We start from the raw sequence: 16,415 nt of genomic DNA, 5'->3' as shown, positions 1-16,415 counted from the left end.
CCCGCCTCATGCTCCAGCCCCGCATCCCGGTCAACCCGCTCCCGACCGGCACCCCCATCCCCCTCAACCACCCGGCCCCCGACCCGGCCGCCGACATCGAACCGGCCTCTCCCGCCCCGGCCCCGGCCCCGGTCGTTCCGGCTCGCACGACGGTGCAGCTCACCCCCGGCAGCGCGCTCGCCCTCGCGGCCGGCGGCGGCGCGGTCGTCCTGGTCGTCGGCACGGTCCTGGTCTCGATGCTCCTCGCGGTCGCCATCACTGGCGTCTCCGTCGCCGTGTGCGCCGTGGTCCTCAAGTCGCTGATCAGCCAGGAAAGGAAGCACTGACATGGGCCTGTTCCGCCGCAAGACCGACGAGACCCCGTCCAACCCGCAGATGGCCGAGCTGGGCCGCGAGTACGCCATCGCCAAACGGCACGGCGACCGCAGGACCATCGGCCGCATCACCCGCCAGCTCGGCACCTCCCACGTCAGCGAGACCGACCGCGCCTCCTTCCAGCAGGGCCGCGACGCCTACGACGCCCTCCCTCCCATCAAGCCCATCCGCACCCGACACAAGGGCCGGTGACCAGCATGGACACCTACACGATGGCGGCTGCGGGCTTACCGGCCCTGGGCTGGGCCTTGCACGGTGGGCTGCTCTCGCGCCGCCTGGCCACTGCCCGCCGCGACCCCCTGACCGGGCTGCACACCCGGGCCGGGTGGACCGCCCGCGCCGAACGCCTCATCGCCAAACACCCCGGCGCCCTGGTGCTCCTGGTCGACTTGGACGACTTCAAGGCCGTCAACGACACCCACGGCCACGCCGCCGGAGACACCGTCCTCACCACCACAGCCCGGCGGCTGGACGACTGGTGCGGGCGTCAGGGGATCGCCGCCCGGCTCGGCGGGGACGAGTTCGCCGCCATCGTCGCCCACCCCGACCGCACCGCCGGCCTTCTCGCCCTCTGGTCCGCCCTGGACAGCCCGGTCACCCACCACGGGCACACCCTGCCGGTCTCCGCCTCGGTCGGCTTCGCCTACCCCGCCCACCTGCCGGTCCCCACCCTCACCGACGCCCTCTCGATCGCCGACAAGGCGATGTACGCGGCCAAGGGCCACGGCAGGCGCAACACACACTGAGCGGCCCCCGGGACGGCCTCGGTCGCCAAACTTCCGCCGCCCCGGGCGCCTGGCCCCATTCCAGATCCAACGGACCCGAAAGGGAGCACTCATCATGCCCGAGAACACCCTCGCTCAGCGCGTCTGCCGTGACTGCGACGGCTTCCCTGTCGTCCACATCACCACCGGCACCCGTACCCCGAACGGGCAGCGCCGCACCCTGGCCGCCACCTGCCCGGCCTGCAAGGGCACCGGCACCCGCACCACGGCCGCCGCTTTCATCCATGCCGGGAAGTGACTGCCGTGAACGGTCTCTCGGTCAACGGCCACCTCCAGGTGGACACCCGCATCCGCGTCACCCCCTTCCCCGACCGTCTCCGCCCGTTCGTGAGCCTGCGTATCGAGGGCGACGCCATCGACATCGCGCTCCTGGTCTCCTCCGGCTCGGCCGACGCCCTGCGCACCCTTGCCACCGCCGCGACCGAAGCCGCCACCGTCCTCGACACCCTCACCACCGAAGCAACGGAGGTTCCCGCGTGACCGACTCCGCCACCGCGGCGGGCCTGGACCCGGCCACCCTGAGCGACCTGCTCAAGGTGGCCGGGTCCCCAGGCTTCGACCGCCTCACCGAACAACTCCGCCGCACCGGCGGCTGCACCAACCCCATCCGCCTCACCGGCGGCACCAAGCTCCTCGACCCCGCAACCAAAACCGTGCTCCACGCCTACAACACCGACGCCGAACCCGGCGGCGTCCTGCGGGTCGCGTGCGGCAACCGGCGGGCCTCCCGCTGCCCCGCCTGCGCCTGGACCTACGCGGGCGACACCTACCACCTCATCCGCGCCGGACTCACCGGCGCCCCCGACAAAGGCACCCCGGAGACGATCCGGGACCACCCCCGGGTCTTCGCGACCCTGACCGCCCCGTCCTTCGGACCGGTCCACAACCGGCCCGGCACCCGGCCCTGCCGCTGCGGCACCCGCCACCCCGAGGACGCCCCCGAGCTGGGCACCCCGCTCGACCCGTCCACCTACGACTACGCGGCCGCGGTGCTGTGGAACAACCACGCCTCCGACCTGTGGCGCTACTTCACGATCTACCTGCGCCGCGAGATCGCCGCCCGCGCCGGCCTCACGCAGAAAGCCGCCCGCGAACAGTCCCGCGTCTCCTTCGGCAAGGTCGCCGAATACCAGAAACGCGGCGCCGTCCACTTCCACGCCGTCATCCGCTTCGACGGCCCCAAGGGCCCTCACACCCCGCCCCCGGCCTGGGCCACCCTCGACCTGCTCACCGACGCCATCCGCGCCGCCGCCACCCGCGTCCGCGTCACCGTGCCCGCCGCCCCCGCGCACGGCGTCGGCCAGGACCTCACGCTCGCCTGGGGCACCCAGCTCGACATCCAGCCCATCAAAGCCTTCGGCCAGGGCGAAGACCTCACCGAACAGGCCGTCGCCTCCTACGTCGCCAAGTACGCCACCAAAGCCGCCGAGACCACCGGCACCACCGACCACCCCGTCGGCAACAAAGAAGCCCTCATCCTCCTCGACATCCCCGACCACCCCCGGCGCCTGATGGAAGCCTGCCTCGACCTCCACGCCGCCTACCCCGACCGCCGCTTACGCGACTGGGCCCACATGCTCGGCTTCCGCGGCCACTTCTCCACCAAATCCCGCAGCTACTCCACCACCCTCAGCGCCCTCCGCCAAGTCCGCGCCGACTACCGCTCCCACCAGCAACGCACCGCCCTCGGCCTCCCCAACCCCGACGAACACCCCGAAGCCACCGTCCTCACCATCGCCCACTGGACCTACGCCGGACACGGCCACACCCCCGGCGAATCCTGGCTCGCCGCCAACATCCGCCGCGACATCCAACACAACCGCGAACACGCCCGAGAGATCAGAACCGAACTCGAAGCCCAGGGGGATGAGCTGCTGTGAAGGACGAGCTGATGACCGTGCCGCAGATCCTTACCGAGCTGGGCGGAGTGTCGCGCCGGACCTTCTACCGCTGGCGGGAGTTGGGACAGGGGCCGGCGGCATTCAAGCTGCCGAATGGTGAGCTGCGCGTCTGGCGGTCGGACTTCTCGGCCTGGCTCCGGGGGCTGGAAGGGGCTGCCGCGTGAAGTCGCTCGACGTCAAGATCTGGAGTGTTCGTAAGCGGAACACCAAGAAGCCGTCCTATGACGTCCGCTGGGCGGTGGCTGGCAAGGTCTTCCCTCAGTCCTTTCGGACCAAGGCCCTCGCCGACAACTACCGTTCCAAGCTGATGCGAGCGGCTCGCGATGGCGAGGAATTCGACACCGAATCAGGCCTTCCGGCCTCCATGGAGGAGAAGAAGTCTGCTCTGACCTGGTACGCCTTCGCGCTGAAGTATCTGGCCATGAAGTGGCCGCATGCGGCACCGAACACGCGCGACGGGATCAACGAATCGCTGACCTCGATCACGACGGCCCTTCTCGATGATCGTCCGGGGCGCCCGTCCGATGAGCTGCTCCGTAGGGCGCTGAGGAACTGGGCCTTCGTTCTTCCGGGGCCCGACGACCGCGAACTGCCGACCGAGATCGGCAATGCGCTGCACTGGGTGGCGAAGGCTTCTCGCCCACTCTCCGACCTTGCCGACCCGGTGATCGGGCGCGCGGTTCTCGACTCGCTCAAGCTCAAGCTGGACGGCACTGCGGCCGCTGCCGAGACGGTACGGCGAAAGCGTCGGACTCTCGTCAACGCTGTGCACTACGCCGTCGATCTGGGGGAGTTCCCCGAGAACCCTCTCGCTGCCGTTCGCTGGCAGAAGCCCAAGGTGTCCAGTGAGGTGGACCCGAGGATCGTTGCCAACCCTGAGCAAGCCCGGTCCCTCCTCCATGCCGTCTCATACGTCGGCGGCTACCGACGCGCCCGTGGCAGGCGTCTGGTCGGCCTGTTCGCCAGCATGTACTTCGGAGGGTTCCGGCCTGCCGAAGCCGTGGGCCTGGCGGAGCCGGATCTCTCGCTGCCCGACTCCGGATGGGGCTCCGCACTGCTTCACCGGACTCGCCCGAGCGTCGGGAAGCAGTGGACCGACACGGGGGAGAGCCATGACGACCGCGGCCTGAAGAACCGCCCGACCGAGGACGTCCGCCGGGTGCCGATCCCGCCCCAGCTCGTGTCTGTCCTCCGGGAACACATCGAGACGTTCGGGACGGCCGAGGGCGGGCGCCTGTTCTTCAGCGAGAACGGGGGAGTGGTCTCCTCCTCGACGTACTACCGGGCATGGCAGGAGGCCCGAGAGCTAGCACTCCCGCCGGCCGCGGTTGCCTCACCGCTCGCCCGGCGCCCCTACGACTTGCGGCACTCCGCACTCTCGACATGGCTGAACGCGGGCGTGGATGCCACTGAGGTCGCCGAGCGAGCGGGCAACAGTGTGGAGGTGCTGCTGAGCCGGTACGCGAAGTGCCTCGACGGCCGTCAGGAAGTGGCGAACCGGCGTATCGAGGACCTGCTGCGCGAGTACGAGTGAGAGTCCCTGATCGCTAGGCTTCGTGGCCCCTGGACCTGTCCAGGGGCCTTCGTCGTTCAATGAGGTTGCCTGAAGACCGTGCTGCTTAGGTCGGTACCTGGCTGGGGTCTGTCCAGTGGGTCAGACGCGATCGCTCTGTCTCGAAAGGCCTGAAAGCCTGCCCAGCTGGAGGAGGCCTCGTCCTTGAGCAGTTCGCCGGTCGAGCAGTCGAAGGGGCGACAGCCGAGGGTTCGGGAGATGTGGAAGATCACAGGGAGTACGTCGTTCTCCCTGCCCCGGACGTGGAGCATGACCGACTCGACGGGATCGCCTTCGCCGATGCCGATTTCGATCACCCACGTAGGGCCGAGCAACTCGCCCCAGGTGGGATCAGTGAGATCGACGTCACCAGCGGCTGACCTGAGTGCCTTGTGAACGCTGGACCGGCTGCCGATGTGAGGTGGCTCGTGATCGGCGGGGAGATCCTCGATCGATACGAGGCCCGCAGGTAGCGGCAGCAGTAGAACGTCCCAGCTCATGGCACTCCCCACCCGAGGTTCGCGAGAGACACTATCTGCCGGCGCTGACGCTCGTCCCCATGAGCCCTCGTCGCTCCCGGGGTTGACCAGCGCCGATGCCCCAAGAATCTGTCCACGAATAGTCCACGGGCCCCGACATACGGCGGCTCAGGGCAGCACACGCCTGCACACGCAACAAGACCCCGCGTCCAGCGTTTCCGCTGATCACGGGGTCTTTTGGCACTTCCTGCGAAGTGCCCCCGGCAGGATTCGAACCTGCGCACACGGCTCCGGAGGCCGTTGCTCTATCCCCTGAGCTACGGGGGCGTGTGCCGCGTTCGGCGGCGACGGGTAGAACCCTACCAGCTCCCGGGGCGTGCCTGTGAACAGGTATTTCCGGGGTGTCACGGGGGGCCGTGTCCCCCGCACGGGTCAGAAGTGGGTAAAAGCCGGACGGGGTCGGCGGGGGCGGCCTACTCTCGTTCGTGTGTCAGGCGCGTCCGGCCGGGTGCTCGTTGTCGACGACAACAAGGTGATCCGGCAGCTGATCAGGGTCAATCTCGAACTCGAGGGGTTCGAGGTCGTGACCGCGGCCGATGGTGCCGAGTGTCTGGATGTCGTGCATCGGGTTCGGCCCGATGTCGTCACCCTCGACGTCGTCATGCCCCGCCTCGACGGGATCAAGACGGCCGAGCGGCTGCGGGCCGATCCACGGACCCGGCACCTGCCGGTCGCCCTCATCAGCGCCTGCAACGAGGTCGTCGACGGCGCCGCTCCCGAGGTCGACGCCTTCCTCTCCAAGCCCTTCGAGCCCACCGAGCTCGTCCGTGTCGTGCGGCAGCTCATGCGCCGCGAGCGGCGGGACCGTCCCGACGCGGCCGGTCAGGACGGTGGAGAGGAACCCGCCGTGGCCGACTCCTCTCAGGAGGGGCTCCGGGACGGACTCCTCGAAGGCCGCGGCGACCCCCTCCCCGACTGATTTCCCCCGTGGGCCGGGGCGCCCGTCCGTACCCCGTTGCCCGCATGGCGAAACCGGTTCGCGTCAGGCCCCCCCTCCTCCCCTACGCTGGTCCCGTGACCCCCGCGGACCTCTCCCTCACCGTGCTGCACGCCGTGCGCCGCGCGGTCGACGACGGTGCTCTGCGGGTCGACGTCCCTCCCCGGGTGAAGGTCGAGCGGACCCGGCCCGGCGGAGTGGGGGAGTACGCCAGCAGCGTCGCGCTCAGCCTCGCCCGGCCCGCCGGCCGCACCCCCCTCGACGTCGCCGGAATCCTGGAGGAGCGGCTCCGGGACGTCTCCGGGCTCCGGCGCGTCGAGATCACCGGGCCCGGGTTCCTGAACTTCACCCTGCGGGGAGACGCCGACACCGATCTCGTACGGGAGATCCTGGCCGCCGGGACGTCGTACGGGCACGGCACCGACCTCGCCGGGACCGTCGTCCCCCTCGCCGCGACGAGCGCGCCCCGCGACGCCCTCGTGATCGAGACGCTCGCCCGGCTGCTGCGCTCCCAGGGTGCCGACGTCGAGATCGGGCGGTACGGCGAGTGGCTCCACGTGCATCCGGGGGAGTACGACCCCTCCCGCGGGGACGACGTCCTCCGCTGGGCCTTCCTGCGGGCCGCGCCCCACGACCGGCCCCTCGACCTCGCCCCCCTCCTCGTCCCGCACGAGCGCAACCCCCTCTTCCGCGTCCGGTACGCGTACTCCCGCACCCGCCGGCTGCTCGTCAACGCCCGACAGCTCGGGTTCGCCCCCGAACCCGGTGAACCCGGGGAACCCGGGGAATTCGGCGACCACGCCGCCCCGCTCCTCGGCGCCCTCCGCGACCACCCCTCCGCGCTCCTCGCCGCCGCCCGCCGCCGCGCCCCCGACCGGGTCGCCCGGCACCTCGAAGCCGTCGCCGACGCCTTGCTCGCGTTCCAGCACACCGTGCTGCCGCTCGGCGACGAGAAACCCTCGGCCGCCCACCGCTCCCGGCTCGCGCTCGCCGAAGCCGCCGGGACGGTGCTCGCCGGTGGCCTCTCCGCGCTCGGCATCAGCGCACCCGATCGGATCTGAAAGAGCAGACGCAGACATGAGCCGTTCCGCCCACCCCGCAGGGCCCCGCCACGCCGACGTCCTCCCCGAGGGCCACTACTCCGCCCCGCCCGCCGACCTCAACGTCCTCGACCCCAAGGTGTGGTCCCGGACCGTCGGGCGGGACGAGGACGGGGTCGCCACCGTCGCGGGGATCAAGGTGACCGACCTCGCCGAGGAGTTCGGCACCCCCGCCTACTTCCTCGACGAGGCCGACTTCCGCGCCCGCTGCCGCGCCTGGGCCGACGCCTTCGGCCCGGACGCCGACGTCTTCTACGCCGGGAAGGCCTTCCTCTCCCGTGCCGTCGTGCGGTGGCTCGCGGAAGAGGGGCTGAACCTCGACGTGTGCTCCGGGGGCGAGCTCACCACCGCCCTCTCCGCCGGAATGCCCGCCGAGCGCATCGCCTTCCACGGCAACAACAAGAGCGAGGAGGAGATCGAGAAGGCGGTGACCGCCGGCGTCGGGCGGATCGTGCTCGACTCCTTCCAGGAGATCGTCCGCGTCTCCCATGTCGCCCAGTCCCTCGGCAAGCGCCAGCGCGTGCAGATCCGGGTGACCGTCGGCGTCGAGGCCCACACCCACGAGTTCATCGCCACCGCCCACGAGGACCAGAAGTTCGGCATCGCGCTCGCCGGCGGGCAGGCCGCCGAGGCCGTGCGCCGGGCGCTGAAGCTCGACGGGCTCGAACTCGTCGGCATCCACTCGCACATCGGCTCGCAGATCTTCGACATGGCCGGCTTCGAGGTCTCCGCCCGCCGCGTCGTCCAGCTCCTCACCGAGGTGCGCGACGAACACGGCGTCGAGCTGCCCGAGATCGACCTCGGCGGCGGCCTCGGCATCGCGTACACCTCCGAGGACGACCCGCGCGAGCCGCACGAGATCGCCAAGGCGCTCAACGAGATCGTGACGCGGGAGTGCGAGGCCGCCGGGCTGCGGACGCCCCGCATCTCCGTCGAGCCCGGGCGGGCCATCGTCGGCCCCACCGCCTTCACCCTCTACCGGGTCGGCACGATCAAGCCCCTCGACGGGCTGCGGACGTACGTGAGCGTCGACGGCGGCATGTCGGACAACATCCGGACCGCCCTGTACGACGCCGAGTACAGCGTCGCCCTCGTCTCGCGGACCAGCGACGCCGAGCCGATGCTCTCCCGGGTCGTCGGCAAGCACTGCGAGAGCGGCGACATCGTCGTACGGGACGCCTTCCTGCCCTCCGACCTGGCCCCCGGCGACCTCCTCGCCGTGCCCGCCACCGGCGCGTACTGCCGCTCCATGGCCAGCAACTACAACCACGCGCTCCGCCCGCCCGTCGTCGCCGTCCGCGACGGCGAGGCGCGCGTCATCGTCCGGCGCGAGACGGAGGAAGATCTCCTGCGTCTCGACGTCGGATGATGAAATAGTCGGGTGATGGAATCCATGTCTCACGATCCGGACAAAGGGCGGAAACCCCCGTCCGGTGAGTGAGACTGGTCCTCACCGTAGGGACCGTAGAGATACGAACGTAGCAATACGAAGTAGTACGAGAAACGAGGTCGGATGATGCGTACGCGTCCGCTGAAGGTGGCGCTGCTGGGCTGTGGAGTGGTCGGCTCAGAGGTGGCGCGCATCATGACGACGCACGCCGACGACCTCGCCGCGCGCATCGGTGCCCCGGTCGAGCTCGCCGGCGTGGCGGTCCGCCGGCCCGACAAGGTCCGTGAGGGCATCGCCCCGGAGCTGGTCACCACCGACGCCACCGCCCTGGTCAAACGGGGTGACATCGACGTGGTCGTCGAGGTCATCGGCGGCGTCGAGCCCGCCCGCACCCTCATCACCGCCGCCTTCGAGCACGGCGCCTCCGTCGTCTCCGCCAACAAGGCCCTGCTCGCCCAGGACGGCGCGGCCCTCCACGAGGCCGCCGGGCGGTACGGCCAGGACCTCTACTACGAGGCCGCCGTCGCCGGAGCCATCCCGCTGATCCGGCCGCTGCGCGAGTCCCTCGCCGGCGACAAGATCAACCGGGTGATGGGCATCGTCAACGGCACGACGAACTTCATCCTCGACAAGATGGACACCTCCGGCGCCGGCTACTCCGAGGCGCTCGACGAGGCCACCGCCCTCGGCTACGCCGAGGCCGACCCGACCGCCGACGTCGAGGGCTTCGACGCCGCCGCCAAGGCCGCCATCCTCGCCGGGATCGCCTTCCACACGCGCGTGCGCCTCGACGACGTCTACCGCGAGGGCATGACCGAGGTCACCGCCGCCGACTTCGCCTCCGCCAAGGAGATGGGCTGCACCATCAAGCTGCTCGCCATCTGCGAGCGGGCCGCCGACGGCGGGTCCGTCACCGCGCGCGTGCACCCCGCGATGATCCCGCTCAGCCACCCGCTGGCCTCCGTCCGCGAGGCGTACAACGCGGTCTTCGTCGAGGCGGAGGCCGCCGGGCGGCTCATGTTCTACGGCCCCGGCGCGGGCGGCTCGCCGACCGCCTCGGCCGTGCTCGGCGACCTCGTCGCCGTGTGCCGCAACAAGCTCAACGAGGCCAACGGCCCCGGGGAGTCCGCGTACACCCAGCTGCCCGTCAGCTCCATGGGCGAGGTCGTCACGCGGTACCACATCAGCCTCGACGTGGCCGACAAGCCGGGCGTCCTCGCCCAGGTGGCGACGGTCTTCGCCGAGCACGGCGTGTCGATCGACACCGTCCGCCAGCAGGGCAAGGACGGCGAGGCCTCCCTCGTCGTCGTCACCCACCGCGCGCCCGACGCCGCCCTCTCCGGGACCGTCGAGGCGCTGCGCAAGCTCGACACCGTGCGCGGTGTCGCCAGCATCATGCGTGTTGAAGGGGAGTAAGGACCCATGACCAGCAAGGGCACCCACCAGTGGCGCGGCATCATCGAGGAGTACCGGGACCGCCTTCCGGTCACGGACGCGACGCCGGTCGTCACGCTCCGTGAGGGCGGTACGCCGCTCGTTCCGGCTCAGGTCCTCTCCGAGCGCACGGGCTGCGAGGTGCACCTCAAGGTCGAGGGCGCCAACCCCACCGGCTCCTTCAAGGACCGGGGCATGACCATGGCCATCACCCGGGCCAAGGAGGAGGGTGCGCAGGCCGTCATCTGCGCCTCCACCGGCAACACCTCCGCCTCCGCCGCCGCCTACGCGGTCCGCGCCGGCATGGTGTCCGCCGTCCTCGTGCCCCAGGGCAAGATCGCGCTCGGCAAGATGGGCCAGGCCCTCGTGCACGGCGCGAAGATCCTCCAGGTCGACGGCAACTTCGACGACTGCCTCACCCTGGCCCGCCGCCTCTCCGACAACTACCCGGTGGCGCTGGTCAATTCGGTCAACCCGGTCCGCATCGAGGGCCAGAAGACCGCCGCGTTCGAGATCGTGGACATGCTGGGCGACGCCCCCGACATCCACGTCCTCCCGGTCGGCAACGCGGGCAACATCACCGCGTACTGGAAGGGGTACCGCGAGTACGCGGAGGACGGCCTCGCCACCCGCCGCCCCCGCATGTGGGGCTTCCAGGCCTCCGGTTCCGCCCCGCTCGTGCGCGGCGAGGTCGTCAAGGACCCGTCGACGATCGCCACCGCGATCCGCATCGGCAACCCGGCCTCGTGGGACTACGCGATCGCCGCGCGCGACGAGTCGGGCGGCTTCATCGACGAGGTGACGGACCGTGAGATCCTGCGCGCCTACCGCCTGTTGGCCGCGCAGGAGGGCGTCTTCGTCGAGCCCGCCTCGGCCGCCTCGGTCGCCGGCCTGCTGAAGGCCGCCGAGCAGGGCAAGGTCGACCCCGGCCAGCGGATCGTCTGCACCGTCACCGGCAACGGCCTCAAGGACCCCGACTGGGCCGTCGCCGGCGCGCCGCAGCCCGTCACCGTCCCGGTCGACGCCGCGGCCGCCGCCGAGCGCCTCGGCCTGGCCTGATCCCGTTCCTCCGTACGGGGGACGCGTTCCTCGCCGAACCGTCCCCCGTACGAGAAGGACCGCGGGGCGAAACCCGATCAGGAACGCCCAGAGGGGCACAGGTTGGCCCGCGACACGCATCGTGCGCCTCCTGTGCGCCCTATGTCGCGGCGGAACCTTCCTTCGATAGGCTGTACCGACCCGCCCCGACGCATATGCGCGGTGTCGTTGCCGTTGTCGCCCCCGTGGCCGAAACGGCCCGCCGGGTCCCGGTGTACTTCTCTTGAAATACCCGTTGAAATACCCGTTGTCGCAATCAAGGAGAGTCATCGAGCGATGGCCGGTCCAGCGTTCCGCGCCGCCGCCGTACGGGTGCGCGTCCCCGCCACCAGCGCCAATCTCGGCCCGGGCTTCGACGCCTTCGGCCTGTCGCTGGGGCTCTACGACGACGTGGTCGTCCGGGTCGCCGACTCCGGGCTGCACGTCGACATCGCCGGAGAGGGCGCCGAGACGCTCCCGCGCGACGAGAGCCACCTGCTCGTACGCTCCCTGCGCACGGCCTTCGACCTGCTCGGCGGGCAGCCGCGCGGCCTGGAGGTCGTCTGTGCCAACCGCATCCCGCACGGCCGGGGCCTCGGCTCCTCCTCCGCCGCCATCTGCGCCGGCATCGTCGCCGCCCGCGCCGTGACCATAGGCGGCGACGCCCGGCTCGACGAGGCCGCCCTCCTGGAGCTGGCCACCGAGATCGAGGGCCACCCCGACAACGTCGCCGCCTGTCTCCTCGGCGGATTCACGCTCGCCTGGACCGAGTCCGGCGCGGCGCGGGCGATCAGGATGGAGCCCTCGGATTCCATCGTTCCGGTGGTTTTCGTCCCCGGGAAGCCCGTCCTGACCGAGACCGCCCGCGGCCTCCTGCCGCGCACCGTCCCGCACGTGGACGCCGCCGCCAACGCGGGGCGCGCCGCCCTCCTCGTCGAGGCCCTGACCCGCCGCCCCGAGCTGCTGCTCGCGGCCACCGAGGACCGGCTGCACCAGGAGTACCGCGCTCCCGCGATGCCCGAGAGCGTCGCCCTGGTGAACCGGCTGCGGGCGGACGGCGTCCCCGCGGTCATCTCCGGCGCGGGCCCCACGGTGCTCGCCCTCGCGGAGCGGGGGACCGCCGACAAGGTCGCCCTGCTCGCGGGCGACGGATGGGCCGCGAACAGGCTCGACCTCGACGCCTCCGGCGCGAGCGTCCTGCCGCTGGCGCCCTAGGTGAGGAGGCCGGGGCGCCGGGCGGCGTCCCGGTCGGGAGATTGCCGGTGAGGGAGAGGGGGAATGTTTGTTGGAGCCGGTAGTGTTAACCTCAAGTCTGCACCCGACCTCTTTGTGGAGCGGTGCGGAGTGTCCCCTCAGGGACCACCCATTCTTCCGGGAGCCTCCCCGACTGCCTGAGCAGCCCGCCTGAGCAGTTTCGAGCACGCTCCGGAACCGGCACGACACCCCTCGCTCTTCTCTCGTGAGGGCCGAGCAGGGGGCCTCGGGCCGGACCCACAGCACGTTTCCTCTCTTCCGCCGCACCCGGCGGGACCACCGCCCCGGACTCGGTCCACACACCAGGACCCTGCCGGACAGCACAACCGGTCGCCGAGCCAGATGGCCGACGTCCGCTCCAGGGAAGGACCCTTCGTGAGCGACACCACCGATCTGATGGGCGTGACTGCCGACAACAGTGTCGACAACGCCGCGCCCGCCGCAGGTGCTGCCACCGGCGGCACCGCACGGCGCCGCCGCTCCGGCACCGGCCTCGAGGGCATGGTCCTGGCCGAGCTGCAGCAGGTCGCGTCCGGCCTCGGCATCAGGGGCACCGCGCGGATGCGCAAGAGCCAGCTGATCGAGGTCATCAAGGAGGCGCAGGCCGGAGGCGGCTCCGCCGCCCCCGCCAAGGCCGCCGACACCACCGACGCCAAGCCGAAGCGCCGCGCCACCTCCAAGGCCCGTACGGGCGAGACCGCCGCCGAGCCGGCCGCCGAGGCCCCCGCCCCCAAGGCGGAGAAGGCCGAGAAGGCCGTCGCCCAGCAGCAGATCGACATCCCGGGCCAGCCCTCGCCCAAGACCCCGTCGGAGCAGGGCGCCGGCGACGACCAGCCGGCCGGCGAGCGCCGCCGCCGTCGCGCCACCGCCCCCGCCGGTTCGCCGGAGGGCGGGACCGAGGGCGCCCAGGCCGTCAAGACCGAGGCCCGTGCGGAAGCCCGTACCGAGACCCGCGAGGTCAAGGCCGAGACGCAGACCGACACCCGGACCGAGGGCGCCGACGGCGCCGAGGGCCGCGGCCGCCGGGACCGCGGCGAGCGCGGTGACCGCCGCGACCGCCGGGACCGCCAGCGCGACCGCAAGGGCGACGACCAGCAGGGCGGCGGCCAGGGCGGCCAGCGCAAGGACCGCCAGGAGCGCCAGGGCCAGGGTCAGGGCGGCGGCCAGGGCCAGCAGGGCGGCGGCCAGCAGGCCGGTCCGCAGGACGACTACGACGACGAGGCCGGCGGCCGCCGTGGCCGTCGCGGGCGCTACCGCGACCGCCGCGGGCGCCGTGGCCGCGACGACTTCCAGGCCGGCGAGCCGCAGGTCGCGGACGACGACGTCCTGATCCCCGTCGCGGGCATCCTCGACATCCTCGACAACTACGCGTTCATCCGGACCTCCGGCTACCTGCCCGGCCCGAACGACGTGTACGTCTCCCTCGCCCAGGTCCGCAAGAACGGCCTGCGCAAGGGCGACCACGTCACCGGTGCCGTGCGCCAGCCGAAGGAGGGCGAGCGCCGCGAGAAGTTCAACGCGCTGGTCCGCCTGGACTCCGCGAACGGCATGGCCGCCGACTCCGGCCGCGGCCGTCCGGAGTTCAACAAGCTGACCCCGCTCTATCCGCAGGACCGGCTCCGCCTGGAGACCGACCCGGGCGTGCTGACCACCCGGATCATCGACCTCGTGTCGCCGATCGGCAAGGGCCAGCGCGGTCTGATCGTGGCCCCGCCGAAGACCGGCAAGACCATGATCATGCAGGCCATCGCCAACGCGATCACGCACAACAACCCCGAGTGCCACCTGATGGTCGTCCTGGTCGACGAGCGTCCGGAAGAGGTCACCGACATGCAGCGGTCGGTCAAGGGCGAGGTCATCTCCTCGACCTTCGACCGCCCGGCCGAGGACCACACCACCGTCGCCGAGCTGGCCATCGAGCGCGCCAAGCGCCTCGTGGAGCTGGGTCACGACGTGGTCGTCCTGCTCGACTCGATCACCCGCCTGGGCCGCGCGTACAACCTCGCCGCCCCGGCCTCCGGCCGCATCCTGTCCGGTGGTGTCGACTCGACCGCGCTCTACCCGCCGAAGCGCTTCTTTGGTGCCGCGCGCAACATCGAGGACGGCGGCTCGCTGACCATCCTGGCCACCGCGCTCGTCGACACCGGCTCGCGCATGGACGAGGTGATCTTCGAGGAGTTCAAGGGCACCGGCAACATGGAGCTCAAGCTCGACCGGAAGCTCGCCGACAAGCGCATCTTCCCGGCCGTCGACGTCGACGCCTCGGGCACGCGCAAGGAGGAGATCCTCCTCGGCAGCGACGAGCTCGCGGTCACCTGGAAGCTCCGCCGCGTGCTGCACGCGCTCGACCAGCAGCAGGCGATCGAGCTGCTCCTCGACAAGATGAAGCAGACGAAGTCGAACGGCGAGTTCCTCCTCCAGATCCAGAAGACCACCCCCGGAGCGAGCAACAACGACTGACGCGTCCCGCGCCGACCACCGCGCCCACCGTGTTCGCACGGTGGGCGCGGTGTTTTTCCACCAGGACCCCACCAGGATCCCGCCCGAACCCCGCCCGAATCCACGGGAATCCGCGCGCAACCCTTTCGCACCCTCCGCCGTCACAGAAGGTGAATCTAGGGCCGAAGGCCGGGGGTTGGGGCGATGACCGAGCAGACGAACAGCGGCGGTACGGGCGGCCGGCGCCGCAGGGCACCGCTCCTCATCACGGGGGTCCTCGCGCTCCTCGTCCTCGGCGGCGCCGGATTCGGCTACGCCTCCTACCGGGAGCTCGACGCCAACATCGAGGGCGTCGACATCAACGCCCAGCTCGGCCCCCAGCGCCCCGTCGACGTCGACGACGGCTCCCTGGACATCCTCGTCCTCGGCTCCGACTCGCGCTCCGGCGACAACGACGCCTACGGCCGGGACGAGGGCGGCGCCCGCTCCGACACCGCGATGGTCGTCCACGTCCACGAGGGCCACAAGAAGGCGAGCGTGGTCTCCATACCCCGCGACACCCTCATAGAGCGGCCGGACTGCACCGACGCGCACGGCACCGACGTCCCCGGCCGGCGCCGCGCCATGTTCAACACGGCGTACGAGGTCGGCGGCCCCGCCTGCGCCGTGAAGACCGTCGAGGCGATGTCCGGCATCCGCATGGACCACTACATCGAGGTCGACTTCACCGGCTTCAAGAGGCTCATCGACGAGCTCGGCGGCGTCGAGATCACCACCACCGAGCCCATCCGGGACGACAAGAGCCACCTCGACCTCGCACCGGGCACCCACACCCTCGACGGCGAGCGGTCCCTCGGCCTCGTCCGCACCCGCAAGAGCGTCGGCGACGGCAGCGACCTCGGCCGCATCCAGCTCCAGCAGGCCTTCATGAAGGCCTTCGTCGAGCAGGTCAAGGACGTCGGCGTCCTGACCAGCCCGGCGAAGCTCCTCGGCCTCGCCGACGCCGCCACCAAGGCCATCACCCCCGACTCCGACCTCGACTCCGTCCAGGAGCTGGCCTCCTTCGCCAGGGGCCTCTCCGGCATCGGCGCCCAGAACGTCCACATGATCACGCTGCCCGTCGCGTACGACCGGATCGACCCCAACCGCGTCGTCCCCCTGGAGCGGCAGTCCGGGCAGGTCTGGAAGGCGCTCAAGGACGATCTGCCCGTCCCCGCCGCCGCGACGGAGGGCACCGCCACCGGTGCCGCCGACGGCGTCGTCGGGTAGCCCGGGAATACCTCCGGCCCGACCCCGGTTTGGGGAGATGCGGCCGGTCCTGGCAGACTGGTACGTCGGCCCCGGTTCACGCAGTCCGCAACCCGCGGCGGCGACCCGGTGCCCTCCCGGAACATAGGAGACACCTTGAAGCGCGAGATCCACCCCGAGTACGTCGAGACCCAGGTCAGCTGCACCTGTGGCGCGTCGTTCACCACCCGTAGCACCCTCACCGACGGCACCATCCGTGCCGAGGTCTGCTCCGAGTGCCACCCGTTCTACACGGGCAAGCAGAAGATCCTCGACACCGGCGGCCGCGTCGCCCGCTTCGAGGCCCGCTTCGGCAAGGCTGCCGGCTCCGCCAACAAGTAGCGA

The 16,415-nt window shown here is 71.2% G+C and carries 18 protein-coding genes and 1 tRNA gene; 17 read left to right on the top strand and 2 right to left on the bottom strand.

The features are described 5' to 3' along the window. From ACIQD7_RS31140 to ACIQD7_RS31105, 8 genes are all read left to right on the top strand, one after another. Positions 1-326: SpdD-like protein (locus ACIQD7_RS31140; RefSeq protein ID WP_402446031.1), on the top strand; the 326-nt coding region annotated here is incomplete at its 5' end. Position 327: 1 nt separating this feature from the next. Continuing rightward, positions 328-567: a hypothetical protein gene (locus ACIQD7_RS31135; protein ID WP_402446029.1), complete on the top strand. Its 240-nt coding sequence runs from the start codon at positions 328-330 to the stop codon at positions 565-567. A 5-nt stretch (positions 568-572) separates the two neighbouring features. Then, complete coding sequence (locus ACIQD7_RS31130) at positions 573-1,121, top strand: GGDEF domain-containing protein (protein WP_402446052.1); 549 nt, start codon at positions 573-575, stop codon at positions 1,119-1,121. 94 nt (positions 1,122-1,215) lie between these two features. Beyond that, on the top strand, positions 1,216-1,398 hold the full coding sequence (locus tag ACIQD7_RS31125) for a hypothetical protein (RefSeq protein WP_402446026.1): 183 nt from the start codon (positions 1,216-1,218) through the stop codon (positions 1,396-1,398). A gap of 5 nt (positions 1,399-1,403) precedes the next feature. Then, a complete protein-coding gene (locus ACIQD7_RS31120; protein ID WP_402446024.1) occupies positions 1,404-1,640 on the top strand; it encodes a hypothetical protein in 237 nt (78 codons plus the stop codon). Beyond that, positions 1,637-3,040 carry a replication initiator protein RepSA gene (gene repSA, locus ACIQD7_RS31115; RefSeq protein ID WP_402446022.1) on the top strand — a complete coding sequence of 468 codons (1,404 nt, stop codon included), beginning with the start codon at positions 1,637-1,639 and terminating at the stop codon, positions 3,038-3,040. Before ACIQD7_RS31120 ends, repSA begins: the two co-directional genes overlap by 4 nt. Before the next feature lie 11 nt (positions 3,041-3,051). Further along, entirely contained in the window at positions 3,052-3,225 is a 174-nt protein-coding gene (locus ACIQD7_RS31110; protein ID WP_359588370.1) for a helix-turn-helix domain-containing protein, read from the top strand. Next, on the top strand, positions 3,222-4,595 hold the full coding sequence (locus tag ACIQD7_RS31105) for a tyrosine-type recombinase/integrase (protein WP_402446020.1): 1,374 nt from the start codon (positions 3,222-3,224) through the stop codon (positions 4,593-4,595). The genes ACIQD7_RS31110 and ACIQD7_RS31105 overlap by 4 nt, the downstream gene beginning before the upstream one ends. Positions 4,596-4,651: 56 nt before the next feature. Here the strand turns inward: ACIQD7_RS31105 and ACIQD7_RS31100 are convergent, their stop codons facing one another. Then, the gene (locus ACIQD7_RS31100) at positions 4,652-5,113 is read right to left on the bottom strand and encodes a hypothetical protein (RefSeq protein ID WP_402446017.1); all 462 of its coding nucleotides are present in this window, start codon (positions 5,111-5,113) and stop codon (positions 4,652-4,654) included. 234 nt (positions 5,114-5,347) lie between these two features. After that, positions 5,348-5,419 (bottom strand) — tRNA-Arg (locus ACIQD7_RS31095). Positions 5,420-5,579: 160 nt separating this feature from the next. On the opposite strand from ACIQD7_RS31095, the gene ACIQD7_RS31090 reads away from it, so the two are divergent. The 9 genes from ACIQD7_RS31090 to rpmE all read left to right on the top strand — a co-directional run bounded on the left by ACIQD7_RS31090 (position 5,580) and on the right by rpmE (position 16,412). Next, the gene (locus ACIQD7_RS31090; protein ID WP_121830178.1) at positions 5,580-6,071 is read left to right on the top strand and encodes a response regulator; all 492 of its coding nucleotides are present in this window, start codon (positions 5,580-5,582) and stop codon (positions 6,069-6,071) included. Positions 6,072-6,166: 95 nt separating this feature from the next. Continuing rightward, positions 6,167-7,150, top strand: a complete 984-nt coding sequence (gene nrtL / locus ACIQD7_RS31085) for an ArgS-related anticodon-binding protein NrtL (RefSeq protein WP_402446014.1) — start codon at positions 6,167-6,169, stop codon at positions 7,148-7,150. Between the two features lie 16 nt (positions 7,151-7,166). Beyond that, positions 7,167-8,558: a diaminopimelate decarboxylase gene (gene lysA / locus ACIQD7_RS31080; RefSeq protein ID WP_402446012.1), complete on the top strand. Its 1,392-nt coding sequence runs from the start codon at positions 7,167-7,169 to the stop codon at positions 8,556-8,558. 144 nt (positions 8,559-8,702) lie between these two features. Beyond that, on the top strand, positions 8,703-9,995 hold the full coding sequence (locus ACIQD7_RS31075) for a homoserine dehydrogenase (RefSeq protein ID WP_161372894.1): 1,293 nt from the start codon (positions 8,703-8,705) through the stop codon (positions 9,993-9,995). A gap of 6 nt (positions 9,996-10,001) precedes the next feature. Then, positions 10,002-11,072 carry a threonine synthase gene (thrC, locus tag ACIQD7_RS31070; protein ID WP_351970162.1) on the top strand — a complete coding sequence of 357 codons (1,071 nt, stop codon included), beginning with the start codon at positions 10,002-10,004 and terminating at the stop codon, positions 11,070-11,072. 315 nt (positions 11,073-11,387) lie between these two features. Further along, positions 11,388-12,305, top strand: coding sequence for a homoserine kinase (thrB, locus tag ACIQD7_RS31065; RefSeq protein ID WP_383406574.1), 918 nt, complete (start codon positions 11,388-11,390; stop codon positions 12,303-12,305). A 414-nt stretch (positions 12,306-12,719) separates the two neighbouring features. Further along, positions 12,720-14,804, top strand: coding sequence for a transcription termination factor Rho (rho, locus tag ACIQD7_RS31060; RefSeq protein ID WP_402446007.1), 2,085 nt, complete (start codon positions 12,720-12,722; stop codon positions 14,802-14,804). Between the two features lie 183 nt (positions 14,805-14,987). Then, complete coding sequence (locus ACIQD7_RS31055; RefSeq protein WP_402446004.1) at positions 14,988-16,052, top strand: LCP family protein; 1,065 nt, start codon at positions 14,988-14,990, stop codon at positions 16,050-16,052. Between the two features lie 135 nt (positions 16,053-16,187). Beyond that, positions 16,188-16,412 carry a 50S ribosomal protein L31 gene (gene rpmE / locus ACIQD7_RS31050; RefSeq protein ID WP_030218896.1) on the top strand — a complete coding sequence of 75 codons (225 nt, stop codon included), beginning with the start codon at positions 16,188-16,190 and terminating at the stop codon, positions 16,410-16,412. Positions 16,413-16,415 lie beyond the last annotated feature (3 nt).

Source organism: Streptomyces sp. NPDC093071, assembly GCF_044754545.1.
Lineage (GTDB): Bacteria > Actinomycetota > Actinomycetes > Streptomycetales > Streptomycetaceae > Streptomyces.
This window is presented reverse-complemented; position numbering and strand designations above follow the sequence as displayed.

What these genes read in the sequence shown, in the direction of transcription:
- thrC (WP_351970162.1), top strand. Translation starts at nt 10,002, where the DNA reads ATGACCAGCAAGGGCACCCACCAGTGGCGCGGCATCATCGAGGAGTAC.
- ACIQD7_RS31110 (WP_359588370.1), top strand. Translation starts at nt 3,052, where the DNA reads ATGACCGTGCCGCAGATCCTTACCGAGCTGGGCGGAGTGTCGCGCCGG.
- thrB (WP_383406574.1), top strand. Translation starts at nt 11,388, where the DNA reads ATGGCCGGTCCAGCGTTCCGCGCCGCCGCCGTACGGGTGCGCGTCCCC.
- ACIQD7_RS31100 (WP_402446017.1), bottom strand. Translation starts at nt 5,113, where the DNA reads ATGAGCTGGGACGTTCTACTGCTGCCGCTACCTGCGGGCCTCGTATCG.
- ACIQD7_RS31075 (WP_161372894.1), top strand. Translation starts at nt 8,703, where the DNA reads ATGATGCGTACGCGTCCGCTGAAGGTGGCGCTGCTGGGCTGTGGAGTG.
- ACIQD7_RS31135 (WP_402446029.1), top strand. Translation starts at nt 328, where the DNA reads ATGGGCCTGTTCCGCCGCAAGACCGACGAGACCCCGTCCAACCCGCAG.
- ACIQD7_RS31055 (WP_402446004.1), top strand. Translation starts at nt 14,988, where the DNA reads ATGACCGAGCAGACGAACAGCGGCGGTACGGGCGGCCGGCGCCGCAGG.
- lysA (WP_402446012.1), top strand. Translation starts at nt 7,167, where the DNA reads ATGAGCCGTTCCGCCCACCCCGCAGGGCCCCGCCACGCCGACGTCCTC.
- ACIQD7_RS31130 (WP_402446052.1), top strand. Translation starts at nt 573, where the DNA reads ATGGACACCTACACGATGGCGGCTGCGGGCTTACCGGCCCTGGGCTGG.
- ACIQD7_RS31125 (WP_402446026.1), top strand. Translation starts at nt 1,216, where the DNA reads ATGCCCGAGAACACCCTCGCTCAGCGCGTCTGCCGTGACTGCGACGGC.